Raw genomic sequence first — 18143 nt, forward strand, 5'->3', positions numbered from 1 at the left:
TTTGTGGTATAATTGCGGATAAGGAGGACGAGATTTTGATGAAGAGATGTGCCACATTTCTCCTGTTTTGCTTCATGAGCGCTCTGCTCATCTCATGTGGTTTGCCGAACCACAATACGGAAACACCTGCGGCGTACACGGTCACGGATATTGAGGGGACGGTTGTTGCCTTCCCTGCGCCGCCGCAGCGCATTGTCACGCTCTCGATGGGGACGGATCAAACCATGCTTGGGTTGGTCGAGCCGGAACGCATGGCGGCGGTCAACGGCCTGCTTGACGACCCTGTCAGCTCGAATATTACGGAGCTTGTCAAGAAGATCCCGCAGCGCATCGGCAATCCGTCGATAGAGGAGATCATGGCACTGCAGCCCGACCTCGTCGTCGTACCGGACTGGGGCGACCTCTCGATGGTACCATCCCTGCGCGAAGTCGGGCTGCGGGTTGTCGTCTGTAAGGGGGCGTCGAACCTCACGGAAATTCGTGAGACGGTCGAACTCCTCGCGGAGGCAGCGGGAGTGCCGGAACGTGGACAAAAGATCCTCTCCATGATGGATGCAAAACTCGCGGAGATTCAGGCAAAGGTGGAGCGGATCCCGCAGACGGAGCGCAAGCGCGTCGTCCTCATCTCTCTCATGGGGGGCTATGGAGGACTTGGCAGCGCCTTTGACGAGGGCTGCCGGTATGCGGGCGTGATCAACGGGCGTGCAGAGCTGGGCATTCGCGATTTTCAAGTGATGACGAAGGAGCAGCTCGTTCAGATTGATCCCGACATCCTATTTTTGCCGACGTACAACGATCATGGAAAGTACGATGTGGAGAAATTCCGCAGGGAGTATTTGGACGATCCATCCTTGCAAACGCTGCGGGCGATCCGAAACAAGTCATTTGCCGAGCCGTTCGAGGGCTATCTCTACAACTGCTCGCAGGACTTTGTCTTTGGCATACAGGAGATCGCGTACCGTGTTTACGGCGATGACTTCAAGCAGCCCGAGAATGAACATCTTTCGGCAGTCGAGTAATGGGAGGGAATGATTTTTGAACGCGATGGTTCAGACGGACGGACTCTACGCAGGGTACAACGGAAAGGTCATCCTCGAAGATGTTTCGTTCCGTGTCGGCGCGGGGGAGATCGTCGGGCTGATTGGCCCCAATGGCGCGGGTAAGAGTACACTCCTCAAAACGCTGCGTGGCATTCTCCCACCACTCTCCGGCTCTGCCATACTGATGGGGGATGACATCCGTACGCTTTCGGCAAAGGCGTTTGCACGACGCGTCGCATACTTGCAGCAGCACGTGGAAATGACATTTGACTACACGGCACGCGACATCGTGCTCGCGGGACGCTATCCCTATCTCTCGTGGTGGCGGCAGGAAAAAGCGGACGATCACGCCATCGCCAAGGCGTGTATGGAATACACGGGGGTCTTGGAGCTGGCGGACAAGCCGCTTCACGCCATGTCGGGCGGGCAGCGTCAGCGCGTTCTGCTTGCGAAGGTACTCGCCCAGCAGACCCCAGTCCTCTTTCTCGATGAGCCGGCGACGGGTCTGGATCTCATCTATCAGGAGGAGATCTTTCGCTTTTGCCGCGAACTCTCCGCGGCAGGCAAGACCGTTCTCTTGGTCGCGCATGAACTGAGTCTTGCTGCGCGTTTCTGTTCGCGTCTGCTGCTGATCGCGCATGGCACACTCCTCGCTGACGGCGTGCCGGCATCGGTGCTCACGGATGAACTCTTGACGCGAGCCTACGGGGCGCCCGTGCGCGTCGTCGAGAACCCGCTGACACGTCATGCGGACATCTATACGGCGGCAGAGGCAGATGGGAGAGAGAACGCACAGCTTCTTCGCGTGATCCTCGGCAGACCGGAGAAAGAGAAGGTGACGGCATGAGCTTTGGACGGGTGCAGATCTTTTTGTGCGCTCTCATCGGCGCACTTTTCTTTGCGATTCTCCTGTCCATGAGCGCAGGGCAGTATGACATCCCGATGGAGGCGGTCGTCGCCTCCTTTGCTCATGCGGCAGGACTTCCGGTCCTCACCGATGTCGTCGTGACACCGGAGCAAGAGGCGGTGCTCTGGCACATCCGTCTGCCGCGTACACTCGTCGGAATCATGGTTGGTGCGGGGCTTGGCATCTCGGGTGCAGTCTTGCAGGGCATCTTCAGCAATCCGCTCGCAGACCCCGGGATCATCGGCGTATCGAGCGGCGCATCGGTCGGCGCTGTGCTTGCCATTGGGTTGGGCGTGACGGCGGGGAACGTGCTCGCACTGCCCGTCTTTGCATTCACGGGCGCAATCCTCGCGGTCAGCTTGACCGTTGCACTCTCGATGCGGCACGGTCGGATTCCTGTCATGACGCTCCTGCTTGCGGGTGTTGTGGTGGGCATGTTTCTCGGGGCGTGTACGGCAGCGATTCTCACCGTGATGAACGAGCAGAAGATGCAGCAGTACCTTTTCTGGACGATCGGGGGGCTTGACTATCGGCGCTGGGATCATGTCCTACTCGGCATCGGGCCGATCGGCGTAGGGGTATCTGTCATGGTGCTCCTCGCACGGCATCTGAATCTGCTCGCGTTCGGTGAGGTGGAGGCACGTGCGGCGGGCATGCCCGTAACGGCATTCCGCCTCCTCTTTCTCACGCTTGCCGCACTCACGACGGCGGCGGGGGTCTGTATCAGCGGCAGTATTGGTTTTGTGGGGCTGGTTGTACCGCACATGGTACGACTTCTCATCGGCCCCGATCATCGGCGGCTGCTCCCTGCGAGCCTTCTTGCGGGCGCGGTGTTCCTCGTGCTCTGTGATTCACTGGGGCGCATCCTGCTCTCTGGCATGGAGATCCGTGTCGGCATTATGACAGCGTTTATCGGTACGCCGTACTTTTTGTATCTCCTGCGCAGACACATAAAAGAAGGGGGATGACATGGACGTTCGGATGGAAACGAATGAGGAGCGCAAGGCGTTCGGTATCTCTTTGCTGCTGCATCTGTTCCTGTTTCTGATTGCTGCAGCATTGGGACTGTTTTCCGCTGCAGCGCCATCGGGAAAGACACAGCCCATTGATGTTGTACTCTATGACGCAGGCGGCAATGCGGGCGGTGCCGCCGGTGATGCTGCCCCCGCTGCCGCTCCGATGGTGACTGTGGATGACATTGTTGTGCAGGATAAGAATGTCGTGCATGAGGAGGTACAGGAGCAAGAGGTAAAACCGCAGACGAATCCCGTACGCACGGTGCAGAGCGCATCGCATGCCGTGCAGCCCGCATCAGCGGGAAATAACGGCAGTCAGGGCAGGAGTTCCTCCGGTTCCGGTTCTGTTGAAACGGGCAGCAGTGGTACGGGTGAGGGCAGTGGTGACGGGGCTGCGGGGCTTGGTAGTGCTCCTGCACCGCCGCAGGAACGCGTGGAGGCAAGTATTCGCTCAGAGGCGATTCCCGACTACCCGCAGGAACTGATCGACGATGATGTGGAGGGGGTTGTTACGATTGAGATTCTAGTCGCGGCAGATGGTTCTGTGGAGGCTGTCAATGTCGAATCCTCATCGGGCTATCGCGCGATGGACAGAGCTGCGGTTGCTGCAGGCTGGAAATTCCGGTTCAATCCGGGGGACAATGGGCGGCGCGGTGTCTGGACAAAGATCTTCCGTTTTCAGCTTAACTGATGTTTTTTAGATATTTTACAAAGGAGAATGATAATGCAGATGTGGAACAAGAAACTTCTTGCGACGGCTGTTGTGCTTTCGGCAATGACAGGGCAGGTCTATGCAGCGGAGGTGCCTCCGGCGGACGAGGAGGTGCCGACCTACTCACTCGGCGAGGTCGTTGTGACGGCGACGCGGAAGAAGGACCGCATCAATGAAGTCCCCGCGAATATCACCGTGATTACGGCGAAAGAACTGGAAAAGCGGAATGTGTTCAGCATTCGCGAGGCACTGACAAGGGAAGCGGGCATTTATGTTTCGCCAACGGCAGAGGTGAAAAACGGCGTCAGCTTACGTGGCTACTCGGGATCTGACCTTCTCGTGATGTATAACGGACAGCCGCTGAATGACTCTTTTGACGGAAGCGTGAGCTGGGACTCCATCCCGCTTGAAAGCGTTGAGCGCATTGAGATTGTGCGCGGTGCGGCATCATCTCTTTACGGTGGGCATGCGGTTGCGGGTGTCATCAACATCATCACCAAGAAGACGGAGAAGGACGGGATTCATGGGAGCGCCGCACTTTCCTATGGAAGCAACAATACATGGAAGCGCGGTGTTCAGGTTACTGGCGGGGAGGGACGGATTTCCCTCCGTGCAGGATACGAGAAACGCACATCGGATGGTTGGGCAGGCTATTTCAAAAGTGTTGACGCAAAATCATCGGGGACTGTGAGTGCTACGGGGACGCTTCCCCAGTTGTCCAACGGAAAATACGTAGTAGGCAGCCGAGGTGCAAAGAAGAAGGAAAATGAAAATATCTCCATTGACTTGAACTATGACTTTGATGCAAATCGTTCGCTTTCCTATTCCTACATGCACCATTCGTATCAGTATTCCTATCACGATCCGTTTTCCTATCTGAGGGGAGCAGATGGGGCACAGGTGTTTTCCGGTACTGTCCTTACGCCGAGTGGGCGGTATGTGAAGGCACAGCCGTCAGATTACCTTGGATATGTAGGACAGCGCGGGCAGGACATTCATAAGGTTCGCTATGAAGATACCGCGAACGACTTTAAGGTAGGCATCGGGTACAGCGATACCTATAAGAATGGGTATTCCAGTGCTGATGCAAGGAGTGCATCGAGTGTGTCGTGGGCAGGCAAGGGAGAATTAACGGAATATCCGAACCAAAACTATAATCTCGATATGCAGAAACAATGGAAGATGGGCAACAGCTCCCTCTTGGCAGGGCTTTCCTGGATGAAGGACGATATGAGCTATCGCTCCTATAACCTAAAGAACTGGAAAGACTGGGGGTCGGTCACGGGAAGTGCGACCAAAGAGAGCGGGGGCAGCATTATATCCTCCGCATTGTTTGTCCAGGATGAACTGCGTCTCGATGCCCGCTGGAAGCTGAATCTCGGGCTGCGCTATGATCGGGTGGAAAAGAAGGATGGCTATTCCGTCATTGGTGCATTGCGCAAGGACTATGAAGATAGGACGTTCCAAGCATGGAGCCCGAAGATCTCTGTCAGCTATGCGCCGCAGAAAGATATGATGCTCTATGCAAGCTTTGGAAAATCCTTTAACCCGCCTTCGATCTATAAACTCTATCGGAGAGCCGGCAACTTGATGTCGCAGGTACAGGCGAATCCGGATCTGATACCGGAGACCTCGCAGACCTATGAAATCGGCATCAAGCAAAGCCTTAATGCAAAAACCTCATACGGGCTCACGTTCTTCCGCATTGATACGGTTGATAAAATTGCCCTTGCAACACTTGGCGGCGTGAAAGCCTACTACAATATGAACGAAGCGATGACGAAGGGCGCAGAGCTTGAGATTCGTCACCGCATCAATCGGGACTGGCGCACGTATCTCACCTATACATTTGAATCCGGAGAACTGACGAACAAGGGGGTTACCAAGCGGAACTGGGATCTGCCCAAACACATGGTTCGTTTTGGCGTGGACTACACGTATAAGAACTTCAATGGCATTTTGGATGCACAATACGTTGGCGCACGCCAAAGCGTGGACAGTGCTACAGGGGAATATGGATCGGAAGACAGCTTCTTCCTCACCAATCTCTATCTCAATTACAAACTCGATGACAGAACAAAGATCCAGTTTGGGATAGAGAATCTCTTGAACCGTAAGTTCTATGCATACGAAGCGACGAACGAAAGGACATACTCTCTTGGTGTGAATTATAGTTTTTAACAAATTGCGGATTTCCCGTGTTCTCTCTTTACAAATGATGAAAATTGCGTTAGGATATGAATGAATCTATTATCATTTGTGCCGGGAATGGGGCGTCTATGCTTGAATTAACGAATCTGTCCAATGCGGACTGCGATGTGGAGAATATCCTTCGGAACGATACGGATTCCGTTCCTGCCATCGTGCGTGAACACGGTCTTGACGGCATCGAGTTCATGTTGTGTGCGCCGTGGGACCCCGCGATGTACCCCCCTGAATATATCAAGGGGGTACATCTTATGTTCTGGCCGACATGGCTGGACTTTTGGCGCGGCGACCGCGTGGCGCTCATCGAGGAGTTCGGCAGCGAGGAGAATGTTCGCGCCTACTATGGTTCTTTGGATGTTGCAGACTGGGTGGAGCGGTGGAAGGAGAATCTGCGGCGGGCGGCAGAATGCAGACCGCATTATGTCGTATTTCACGTTGCACACAACCGCACATCGGAGATGTATACGCGGGAGTTCTCCGCATCGGATGAGGACGTTATCCGCATGAGCATCGAACTTGTGAATGAGATCGTGAGCGAAATGCCGCAGGACTGCAAACTCCTCTTTGAAAATCTCTGGTGGCCGGGGCTGACCTTCTGTCAGCCACGCCTTGCCGCCATGCTCCTAGAGCAAGTGAGCTACGCTGATACAGGTTTTATGTTGGACACAGGACATCTGATGAATACGAATTTTGACCTGTCGAGTGAGGCGGACGGCGCGGCATATGTGGAGAAAATCTATCGTGATCTCGGTGAAATCGGGAAACGTGTCTATGGTGTCCATTTGCACCAGTCCATTTCGGGCGCGTATACGAAGGAAATGATGCGCCGGCACGCGGACGAGCATGAGCCGTTGGACTGGCGAGAGGCGATGGAGTACGTTCTGCAGGTGGATCTGCACCAGCCGTTTCAGACAGAGGCGGCACGGCGCATCGTCGACACCGTTCAGCCGGCGTATCTCGTGCATGAGTTTCAACAGCGTTCGCGCAGCGATGCGGAGAACAAACTTCTTACGCAGCGTCGAGCCTTGGGCTTTTTGTAGAGTTTTCAAAAATTATGGAAGCACTGATAAATTCAACCGCACCACTTTTTATCAGCGATTCCTTCAATGTTCTGTATTTTTTACTTGACAGGAGTATAATCTCGTATTATAGTCTGATTGATAAAGTTTTAGAAAACTAAATATCCATTGAATCAGGTGTCGAAAGACTTAATAGAGAATTTGGTAAAGGGAGACAGCCGCGAAGCTGCGCTGTCCTTACCCTATGCCAAAGCGGTCCCGCCACTGTAACAGCGAGTGAACCTGCATGGGAATACAGAATGTATCTGTATTTCTGATATGTCACTGAGGAATCCGTTCCTTGGGAAGGCGCAGGAGAGCGATGACCTGGAGCCAGGAGAACTGCCTGATGGACAATCACTGTTTTTACCTGCGAGCGACAGGGAAGGGATTGCACAGTAAAGTTTTATAGTAGATATTCACTATACTTCTTCTCGTATGAGTCTGCCCCTTTCTGCATAGCAGGAAGGGGTTTCTTAATTTTCTATACATTTTGTGCATGATTTGAATGTACTGATGGAATGCTTTTGTCTGGTTGCTGAGACTTTTCGGTGACAGATAATATAAACTACCAAAGAGTAGAAAATTTAGGAGGAGTTCAGAATGAAGAAGAGGGGAGCCGAGAAAAGGCTTCGTATGGCTGTTGCTGCCGCACTTACCCTTGGAGTGCTGTCCACAGGGGGGGGGCACGTGTTTGCTGCTGATACGACTGGCTCTGCGGATGAACATGCGCTTGGGGAGACGGTTGTCACAGCGACGCGCACGCCGAACAAGGAACTGAAGGCAGATGCGAATATCACGGTGATTACAGGCAGAGACATCGAGCGTCGTCACTATACCGATCTGACACAGGCGCTGCGCGATGTGCCGGGTGTTACTGTCAATCAGTATGCGCCGGCGGGATATAACAACAGCACCAAGTTCTACATCAACGGTTCGGAGGATGTCGTCCTGCTCATCGACGGTGTCCGGCAGAACTATGCAGGCGGCTTTGCTGCGTCTCTGACATCTGCGCTGAAGGATCTCAGTGGCATCGAGCGTGTCGAGGTGCTGCATGGCTCGGCATCGACCCTCTACGGTTCGGATGCCAAGGGCGGCGTTATCAACATCATCACGAAGAAGGCACAGGGGATGAAAACGACGCTCGGCATCGGCTACGGCAGTTACAGCCGTCAGCTCTATAGTGTCGCGAACGAGGGTGGCGCGAACGGCTGGGATTGGCGCGTCAAGTACCAGAAGGACAAGAGCGGCGACTTTAAGGATGCACACGGCGATAAAACCCCCTCCGAGCTCAACGCCGACTCAATCAATGCACATGTCGGAAAACAGTTGAGCAAGGCATCCTATCTTGGCATCGACTTCCGCTCCTACAAGGATTCGGATCGCTATCAGGCGCTCCATGAAAAGCGGGCGGGGCTGCATATCAACCGCGGGAATTATGACCATTTTGACGGCAGTCTGATCTGGAACGTGCAGATCAACGACACGACGAAGAACCAGATGAGCGTCTCCCGCAGTAAATATGACTATGACATCTTTACCTATGGAACATGGACACCGCTCGGCTCGCTCTACGAATTTGACGTTCGGACGTGGAGGTTCAGTGACCAGTTCGACAAGCAGCTCGGCGATCACCTGCTGACGGCGGGCTTTGAGTTTACGAAGGACGATACGACGATCAAGAACGGTGGAAGTGTCAGCATTGATGACCGCACGCTTTTGAACCGTTCCTTCTATTTGCAGGATCAGTGGAGCATTCTGCCCTCACTGAAGCTCACGGCGGGCATTCGCCATGACAGCAACTCTGCGTTCGGCAGCCACAACAGCCCGAGCGTCAGTCTCGGCTACGACATCGACCCGATGACGCACGCCTATGTTTCCTATAGCGAGTACTTTATCACGCCGACGCCGAATCAGCTCTATGCGCCGACCTATGGGAATGCGAAACTCAAACCAGAGTCGGGCAATACGAAGGAGATTGGCATCGCACGTGACTTTGGCAGGGGGCTCAGCCTCACGGCGAGCTACTTCATGCGCCACTCGAAGAACCGCATCGGCTATCATCCTGTGACCTATCAGAACATCAATGTCGGAGATGAGGACGCACATGGCTGGTCGTTGCAGCTTACAAAACGCATGGATTCCCATTGGCGCACACGTCTTGGATATACGCTGACGCATATCGGAAAGACGGAGCAGCGCGACGTGAATGTCGACGGCTATCTGCCGAAAGATCAGTGGAACATCGGACTGGACTACCGCAACCGCGATTTTGATTCCTCGCTTCTTGCACGCGGTATGATCGGTCGTCCGGGTCCCGTGAACGGGGCATTCCCGATCGACAATTATTGGGTCGTCGATCTTGCGATGAACTACCAGATCGCTGACGCGACAAAGATTTATCTGAAAGCGAACAATATCTTCAACCAGTTCTATGCCGAGCATTCCAATGTGAAGTGGGGAGGTCCCGGACAGTGGTGGACGGCACCCGGCCGCAACTTCATGATCGGGATCGAACAGAGCTTCTGACGAGCAGTATACCTGTATCAGAATAATAAATTTCATAACCGTAGGAAGCAGAATGCGGGGAATCCGGTGCGAATCCGGAGCTGTTCCGCAACTGTATGGGGAGTCCTGCCATCGTACGTCTCTCACAAAGAGATGGGAGGATGATGAACCGAGTCAGAGTGCCGCCTGTTTCTATATCTTAACGTCACTTGCGCGATACAAGATGATGCAGCTGGAATGTGTGTCAGGATGACATCGTTATCTTTGCACAGATTTTAGGTGCTCTTTTGTGTCGCGTTTTTTAATGCTCGGAAGGAGTGAGAACAGAGTGCTGTATAGAAAGCTGGTTGGCTTTTAGGGAATCGCTGATTATGGCAATTTGCTTGACAGATGCAGATGGCGTGCCCGTCTGCATGACACGAAAGGAGATTATTCGACATGAAGAACACAGCGCGTACGAGGCGGTTGGCGCTCGGGATCGCCGCAGCCCTGCTCGCCGGTGCATGGCAGGTACCGGCGTGGGCAGCGGATCGAGGCCCGATCAAAGAAGATACGACGCTGACCGAAGATACGCAGGTCAAGGCGAATAAGAGTAATCTGGGACTGGCTAGCGGCGCTGTCCAAGCCGATGGGACGCGTACGATTGATATGGCAGGGCATAACCTCGGTCTTGATATTCGCGATCTGAAGAAGCCCGATAATCGTGGATCCGGCATCTATATCCGCAGCAAAGCGTCGCTCACCATTGACAGCGATAGGAACAATCCGTCAGCACCGAATCGTCTCATCACCATTGCTGCACATGGCGAGTGGCAGGGTGCGGGTCGAAAGGGCGGTGCGACGAGCGGCATCCGCTTCGATGAGTATGCGAGAGGGCCGATGCGGTCAACCATCAATGCGGATGTGGAAATCAAAGAGTTGTGGGCAGGCAAGGAGGAGGTGCGCGGCATCTGGGCGCCGGGGCAGGCGACGCTGAACCTCAACGGTACGTTCACGATAAAGCCGGATGCCAATCTCTATCACTACTGGACAGAGTTTGGGTTGGGTCCTCAGAGCTCGCCGAACATCTACGGCATCCATGTCCTCGGCAAGGACAACAACATCAATATCCGCAGCGTGGATATTGACCATCAGAAGATTCAGCGCGGCATTCAGCTCGGTTCGGAGTATGAAGATGCGCAGAACAGCATCGTCCGCATCGGTGGCGGTACGTTCAAGGTAGCGGACAACACGGCGCGCGATCAGTGGCTCATGTGGCTGCGCGGCGCGGGCAAGGTCTATTTCGGTGTCAACGAGGACGGGACGGATGCAGGTACGACAAAGACAGTGCTTGCAGGTTCGATTCATATGGAGGAGAGGAGTGGCAGAAAGGGAGAGGTGTACCTCGGTCTAAATGGAGCGGATTCCAAGTGGACGGGCGGCACCGAGGCAACGACAAAGGGAAGCACGACCCTCTATCTCAAAAACGGCGCGACATGGGATACGTCGAATAACGGACGCGGCACACGGCTTGCCAAGCTCTCGAGCACCAATGGCAATGAGGGGAATATTTTCCAGAATGATAAGGGCACGCTGACGATCGACGAGTATGAAGGTCGGCAGAAGATCTACTATCAGCATACGGGTGACGGCACCGATGCCTCCCACTATGCGGCGGGCGATACGCACATCAAGAAGGCAGCGGCCGGCTCCTTTGTCACGATGGTGACCGATCGTACGGGTGTTACAACGACAGATCCGAATGCCGTGCATCGCACGTTGAATGCACTCGCGGGCAAGCTCTACTACGATGCGGCAAAGAACGGTGAGAATAAACTCACGGGACGGGTCATGCTCGCCGAGGGGCTGACCGCATCGTCGGCATCGCTCAGTGTCGAGAAGATGAACTTCTCTCAGACGGATGGAAAGGGCAGCGCCTCCGGCACGGCAGCAGATCCACTGCCTCCGGTCACACCGGGTGGCGGTACAACGCCGCCTGCTCCGCCATCGACGGCACTGGATACCGAGCAGCAGATCGCCGAGGTTGGTGCGGCGAGCGCTGCCCAGAGTGCTCAGTGGAAGTCGCAGAATTATAGCGATGGGAACGGAAACTATACCTTTGACCGGGATGTTGTCCTCCGTGCCAAGGCGGGAAGCAGCCCGTTAAACCTGAAACGATATTTTGGCGGCAATATTCTCCTGGGTGATGAGGCAGCGAACGGGATGAACATTGATATGAAAGGTCATAAACTGACCCTTCATACATTGGCAGACAACGGAGCAACCCGCCCGTTTGCCACCGGTATTTCTGTCATAGGAAACACCATGGAGATCAAGAACGCGGGCGGCGTAGACATCAATATCTCCGGCACCGGTCGTTCGATGGGTGGAATCTATGTTTCGGGAAAAGGCGATACAGCCGGCAAAGTCATCATTTCCAATGACAATAACCCGGATCATGCTGTGAAGATTCGCAATACCACAACAGGTGAAAAGTCGTCTGTCATTCGTGCAAAAGATGGGCTTGTTGACATCAAAGGCCTTGTCGATCTTGAACAGGAGGGCGATTTTCTCGTCGATGCGGGGGCAGGCGGCGAAATCCGTATCGGTGGCGGACGCATCATCGCCAAGGGCAATACAGGCGGAGCCGTGACCGTTGGTACAGCGGGTAAGGCTTATATCAATGCAGCAGTCGATGGGGATGGCATAAAAGCGATATCCACAGAGCGCGATGTGCATATCGAAGGAAATGTGACGGTTTATGGGGAGAATTCTGTCTTTGGTGCGGCACTGAATACGGAGCGTTCCTACCTCAAAGGGCTGATCTATACGAACCAGGATACCGACCGCCCTGAACGGAGTGCAAACTCGCGTCTGCTTCTTGCGAATGGTGCACGTTGGGAGAACCAAGCGGTAGGTGATCCGTATGACGGCAGTCATGACGGGAGTCATGTGACACATCTGACGGCGCAGAATGGCTCGATTTTCCAGAAGGACAGCAGACCGCTGACCATTGACCACTACGCCGGTACAGCAAAGCTCTTCTATGCGCATACGGGCGACGGCACACAAGCCTTGGACTATGCGGCGGGCGATACGCATATCAAAAAGGCTGCCGTAGGTTCTTCCATCACGATGGTGACGGATCGACAGAATGTCAATACGGCGAACGAGGAACAGGTCTACAAGACGTTGAACGCCCTGGCAGGCAAGCTCTACTACGATGCCGCAGGCAGCGAGAAGAATCTCAAGGGCAAGGCGATGATCGCCGAGGGATTGACTGCCTCTTCCGCCTCCGTCAATATGCGTGATATTACGTTCAAGCCCAATGGGCAGGGCAGTGTCAAGAAGCCGGAAACACCCCCCACACCACCACCTGCCACCGGCGGCAAGCAGATCGCAGAAGGTGCATGGGAGGGCGCGGCGACGGAGCAGTCGCATTGGGATGCAAAGGGGGTCCGCACGGGTTCCACCTACAATTTCCAAAGCGATCTCTCGCTCACGCCAAGTCTGGCGGACAACCCTGTCAAGGCGCATAATGAATACAGCCGCTATGATTTTGCCGGCATCCTCTGGGGCAAGGGCAAAAACGGCAATATCAATATGAATGGACATACGCTCTCTATCGACACCGGCAAGGGCGATGCCCGTACACAGTCCGGTGAGCGGCGTGGAAATGAGTCCACGGGCATTCTCGTGAATGGCGGCACACTCACGATGAACTCGCTCGGCACGACGACGATCAAGGCGCATGACAACGGTATCCATCTGGTCGGTGACAGCACAAAGGGCAACGCAAATCTCCACATCAAGAATGCGGGCGATACGGCACACACCGTCAAGATCGAGTCGAAAGACAAGGGGATTTACCTTGAGAGCTATAATGGCGCGGCACGTCTTTCGATCGACGGTATGGTCGATATAACGGCACCGCGCGGCATTGTCGTCGATGGAGGAGAGCTCAGCATCGGCGGCGGCAAGATTGTCTCCAGCGGTGCAGCGGCGCTCTATGTCAACTCGCCGGGCAAGGCGTACATCAACGCCAAGCTGGACAGCGATGGCAATGTTGTTCCCATGCACGAGGGGCGTGATGTACAGATCTATGGGGATGTGCAGGTGAAGGCAGGTTCTGCCGCCGCCCACATCGGCATTGTTACGCCAAACTCTATTTTCAAGGGTCTCTATACCACAGATCTCTATACATGGCCCCAAAACAACTGGGAACCGGCAAAGGGTGACGGCTATCTCGTCCTGAAGAACGGCGGTACTTGGGAGCATATCAAGTACGGCGATGTCATGCAGGATAAGAACGGCAAAGCAGAGGTAGGCGACAGCCGTGTCAAGCGGCTGAATGCCGATCGCGGTATCATCCGTCAGAAGGATAAGCGCAAGATCCATATTGATGAGTTCCGCGGCAACATGAAGGTCATATACGAGCATGAGAACGACGGGACGAAGGCTGCGGACTACAAGGCGGGCGACGTAACCATCGCCGCAGCGAAGCAGGACTCTTTCATCACGATGGTGACGGACAACAACCGCATTAACATGGCGAATGAAACGCAGGTCCGAAGTGTGCTGAACGCCTTGGCGGGCAAGCTCTACTACGATGGAGCAACCTCCGGTCTGACCAATCTCAAAGGCAAGGCGATGATCGCCGAGGGGCTGACCTCCTCCTCAGCAGAGTTGAAAACATCCGAGATCGTTTTCAAGAAGGAGAATGGTCAGGGTAGCGTGAAGACGGATACGCCGACACCGCCGCCCGTGCCGCAGCCCGTGGACACAGAGGATCAGATCGCGGAGCTGGGGGCTGCCGGTGCAGCACAGGCGGAGAAGTGGAAGCAGCAGAATCTTAGAGACGATGCCGCGAACTACACCTTCGCCAAGGGCGCTGCACTCCATGCCAAGGCATCGACGAGCCCGTACGCCATCGACGGCACAGTGGGTAATATCCTCTACAAGAACAAAGACGGCAGCATTGACATGAAGGGGCAGAAGCTGACGCTCACATCGACGGCGGACAGCGATACGAAGCGTGCCGGGGGCATTCATCTCGTGGGCAGCAGCCTTACCGTCAAGAATGCCGGGGCGGTAGACATCAGCATCAGTGGCTCCAAGAATGCGGCGAGTGCCATCTATGCCGAAGGCAGGGATGGAAAGGCAGCGAATCTCGTCATCAAAAACGGAGACGCGCCGGAACATATCGTCAAGATCCGCAATACGGCGAGCGGCGATAAGGCGGCCGCCATTGTGGCGAAGAAGAAGGGTGCGGATGCACGCGTCACGATCGAGGGGCTCGTGGACATCGAGCAGGAGGGGGCTGATCTCCTCCATGCCGACGGCGGCGAGATCCGCATCGGCGGCGGCTCCCTCATCGCGCGTGGTCCCAATGCAAAGGCGGTACAGATTTCCAAGGGGGGCAAGGTCTACATCAACGCGGAAGATGACGGGGATAGTGTAAAGGCAGTCTCCGATACGCGCGATGTGAAGGTGGAAGGCAACATCGTAGTCGGCAACGTGTTTAACGGCGGTACGTTTGGCGCGGCGCTTGCCACGAAGGATTCCTACATCAAGGGACTCATTGGTACGGCGGGGTATAATGCCAATACGCGACTCTTCCTCGGTAATGGCGCACGGTGGATCAATGAGTCGGTGGGCAGCGGCAGTGACCGGCTCGATGAAAGCCATCTCACGCATTTGAGAGCCAATGGCGGCGCGATCTTCCAGAAATCCAACAAGAACATCACGATTGACAACTTCTCGGGCAGTGTGAAGCTCTACTATTCCCATGTGAACGCCGGTACGGAAACGGAGGACTATGGCACGGACAAGGGGCATCTCGACTCGTCCAAGTTCTTCGGCGAGACGCACATCAAACATGCGGCACCGAACTCCGAAATCACCATGGTGACGGACAGCAACGGCATCACGATGTCCGATGAGACGCAGGTACGCAAGACGCTCAACGCTCTGGCGAGCAAGCTCTACTACGAAGGGGCAAAGAACGGGGAGAAGAATCTCAAGGGCAAGGCATCCATTGCCGAAGGTCTGACGACCTCCTCACGGACACTGCGCACAGGTGATATGGATTATTGGGAATCCAACGGGCGTGCCTATGTGAAGTCCACGGAGACGAATCCGCTGACGGAGGAGACCGTTCACAAGCAGATCGCCGAATCCAATTTCGATGCGAACGAGACGAAAGCCTACTGGAAGGCGAAGGGCGTCTATGACGGCAAGGGCAACTATACCTTCCGCAAGAACATGAAGCTCATCACCAGTGCGGCGGACAATCCTGTCATCTCGGCAAAGGACAACAAGTTTGGCACGATCTACTGGAACGGTGACGTTGACGGTTCGATCGACATGACCGGACATCGCCTCGACATTCAGGCGGGTCCTGGTGGTCACGGCCTCCTGCCGGGACAGGGACCGAACGCCGGTTGGGAGCGCACGCCGAATGCCATCACCGTCTACAGCGGAACGCTGCGCATCAAGAATGTCAAGGGTATGACCATCGAGTCCGACCCCAAGGGCAGCCTGTACGGGCGTGGAATCTTCGTCATGGGCTATCCGGGGAACCCCTCTCATCCGAGCGGGCACGGCAAGGCAAAACTCGTTATCGAGAATGACGATGATCCGGCGAATGCCGTCAAAATCCGTGTGAAGAATACGGGGGAGGACTTTGGCGCGATCGAGGCACGCAGGAATGCGGGAAGTGCAGAGGTTGACATCAAGGGTCTGGTTGACATTGACTCGCGGATGTGGCGTGCGATCGAATCGCATGGTGCACGGATCTCCATTGGTGGTGGTATCATCAAGGGGAAGGATGTCGCATCCATTGCTGCCTACTCACGTGGCACGGTCTCGGTCAACGCCAAGCTCGAAAACGGCAAGGTCGTTGCGACCTCGAACACGCGTCCTGTGCAGATCACAGGCGACATCAGCGCAGAGGGCGGCGGTCACGTTGTCCTGGGGTTGAACAATAAGAACTCCTTCTTCAAGGGACTGGTATCGACCGACATCAACGGCATTATCGACGGTGTACTGGGCAAATGGGGCTACAACCCCGGCGATGTGTCCATGCTGCTCGCCAATGGCGCTGAATGGGAGCATAAGCAGGTCGGCAGGGGTTACCATCATAAGAGAGAGTCCAACAGTGCCAAGGGTATCTCCATCGACAGCCGCGTCACGCGTCTGCAGGCGGACAAGGGCATCCTCAGGCAGAACGATCCGCACAAGCTGACGATCGACACCTACACCGGTAATATGAAGCTCATCTATCAGCATGTTGGTGACGGTACGAAAGCTGAGGATTACACAGCAGGTGATGTGCACATCAAGAAGGCCGAAGCAAACTCCTATGTTACAATGGTGACGGACAGCAACGGACTCAACCTGACGAATGAAACACAGGTATATAAGGCGCTCAATGCACTTGCTGGAAAGCTCTACTATGACGGTTATAAAAACGGTGAACGGAACCTGAAGGGAGAGGCGACGATCTCCGAGGGGCTGACCGCATCCTCCAAGACGCTCAAAAGGGCTGATATGGACTGGAAGGAATCGAACGGGCAGGGCTCTGTAAAGATGCCGAAGCCGCCGGCACCGGGCACTGATCCGAAGCCGCCGGCACCGGGCACTGATCCGAAGCCGCCGGCACCGGGCACTGATCCGAAGCCGCCGACGCCGGGACCCAACCCAAAACCGCCGACGCCGAATCCCAAGCCGCAGCCGAAGATTGAGTATGGCGATTACGAGACGAAGCTGATGAGCGGTGTCAAGTCCGCCATGACGGCATCGTCGATGGCATGGCGTGCAGAGGCGAACGATCTCATGAAGCGCATGGGCGATCTGCGTCTCTCGCCTGAGGACGCAGGTATCTGGGCGCGCGTCTACCGCGGCAAGTCGACCAGCAACAAGGATAATGCGAACTTCCATATGAACTATTCGACCATCCAGGTCGGCTACGATAAGAAGGTCAGTGACTCTTGGCGGGTCGGCGTTGCGGGCAGCTATATGAGCGGCAGCTCGAGCTATGCCAGCGGCAGCGGGAAGAACAAGGAGGGAAATCTCGGTATCTACGGCACGTGGACGGGTAAGTCTGGTCAATATGTCGATGTCATTGCCAAGGTGGGCAGGCTTCAGAATGAGTACACGGTCTACAACGAGTACAGTCACTATGTCAAGGGCGACTTCCATACATGGGGTAGTTCGGTCTCGGCAGAATACGGCAGGCGGATTGCTCAGAAGGGCGGTAGTTTCTTTGAGCCGCAGATCGAGGTGATCTACAGTCATCTGCAGGGTGTCAACTACGTCGGTTTGACGGACTATGTGGGGCAGAGTATGCATGTGCGGCAGGGCGCAATGAACAGTCTGATCGGACGGATCGGCCTCGGATTTGGTCAGGAGACGGCGCGCAGCACATACTTTGCAAAGGTATCGCTCTATCATGAATTTGCGGGTGATCTGTCGACGGACTACTCAGACGGAACGAATTCGTGGAAGACCACACATCAGGAGGGCAAGGATACCTGGATCGGTGTGCAGCTTGGCGGTACGCTGAAACTCAGCGACCGGACGAATGTCTATGGCAACTTCGAGAAGACGTTTGCCGGCGATATCAAGACAGCTTGGCGCATGGATGCCGGTATCCGCTGGAACTTCTGATTGGAGATGCAGGGCGCTGCGGCGGGCAGATGAATTTTGCCCGCC

General features: G+C 55.2%; 8 protein-coding genes and 2 riboswitches. All 8 genes read left to right on the forward strand.

Going from position 1 to position 18143, the window contains the following annotated elements; all coding sequences use genetic code 11:
* Positions 1-38 precede the first annotated feature (38 nt).
* The 8 genes from HMPREF9334_RS10530 (at position 39) to HMPREF9334_RS11410 (ending at position 18098) form a co-directional block, all read left to right on the forward strand.
* Entirely contained in the window at positions 39-1019 is a 981-nt protein-coding gene (locus HMPREF9334_RS10530; protein ID WP_006693449.1) for an ABC transporter substrate-binding protein, read from the forward strand.
* A gap of 25 nt (positions 1020-1044) precedes the next feature.
* Positions 1045-1887: an ABC transporter ATP-binding protein gene (locus HMPREF9334_RS10535; protein WP_006693450.1), complete on the forward strand. Its 843-nt coding sequence runs from the start codon at positions 1045-1047 to the stop codon at positions 1885-1887.
* Positions 1884-2915 carry a FecCD family ABC transporter permease gene (locus tag HMPREF9334_RS10540; protein WP_006693451.1) on the forward strand — a complete coding sequence of 344 codons (1032 nt, stop codon included), beginning with the start codon at positions 1884-1886 and terminating at the stop codon, positions 2913-2915. Before HMPREF9334_RS10535 ends, HMPREF9334_RS10540 begins: the two co-directional genes overlap by 4 nt.
* A 1-nt stretch (position 2916) precedes the next feature.
* Positions 2917-3654 carry an energy transducer TonB gene (locus HMPREF9334_RS10545; RefSeq protein WP_006693452.1) on the forward strand — a complete coding sequence of 246 codons (738 nt, stop codon included), beginning with the start codon at positions 2917-2919 and terminating at the stop codon, positions 3652-3654.
* Positions 3655-3687: 33 nt separating this feature from the next.
* Entirely contained in the window at positions 3688-5856 is a 2169-nt protein-coding gene (locus tag HMPREF9334_RS10550; protein ID WP_006693453.1) for a TonB-dependent receptor, read from the forward strand.
* A 98-nt stretch (positions 5857-5954) separates the two neighbouring features.
* On the forward strand, positions 5955-6923 hold the full coding sequence (locus tag HMPREF9334_RS10555; protein WP_006693454.1) for a TIM barrel protein: 969 nt from the start codon (positions 5955-5957) through the stop codon (positions 6921-6923).
* Positions 6924-7060: 137 nt separating this feature from the next.
* A riboswitch (cobalamin riboswitch) is annotated at positions 7061-7305 on the forward strand.
* A 239-nt stretch (positions 7306-7544) separates the two neighbouring features.
* Complete coding sequence (locus tag HMPREF9334_RS10560; protein ID WP_006693455.1) at positions 7545-9470, forward strand: TonB-dependent receptor plug domain-containing protein; 1926 nt, start codon at positions 7545-7547, stop codon at positions 9468-9470.
* Between the two features lie 10 nt (positions 9471-9480).
* Positions 9481-9653: riboswitch (cobalamin riboswitch) on the forward strand.
* A gap of 234 nt (positions 9654-9887) precedes the next feature.
* Positions 9888-18098 (forward strand): autotransporter outer membrane beta-barrel domain-containing protein, encoded by an 8211-nt coding sequence (locus HMPREF9334_RS11410; RefSeq protein WP_006693456.1) that lies wholly within the window; start codon positions 9888-9890, stop codon positions 18096-18098.
* Positions 18099-18143: the final 45 nt, after the last annotated feature.

It is taken from the genome of Centipeda infelix ATCC 43532 (assembly GCF_000234095.1).
GTDB classification, from domain to species: domain Bacteria; phylum Bacillota; class Negativicutes; order Selenomonadales; family Selenomonadaceae; genus Centipeda; species Centipeda infelix.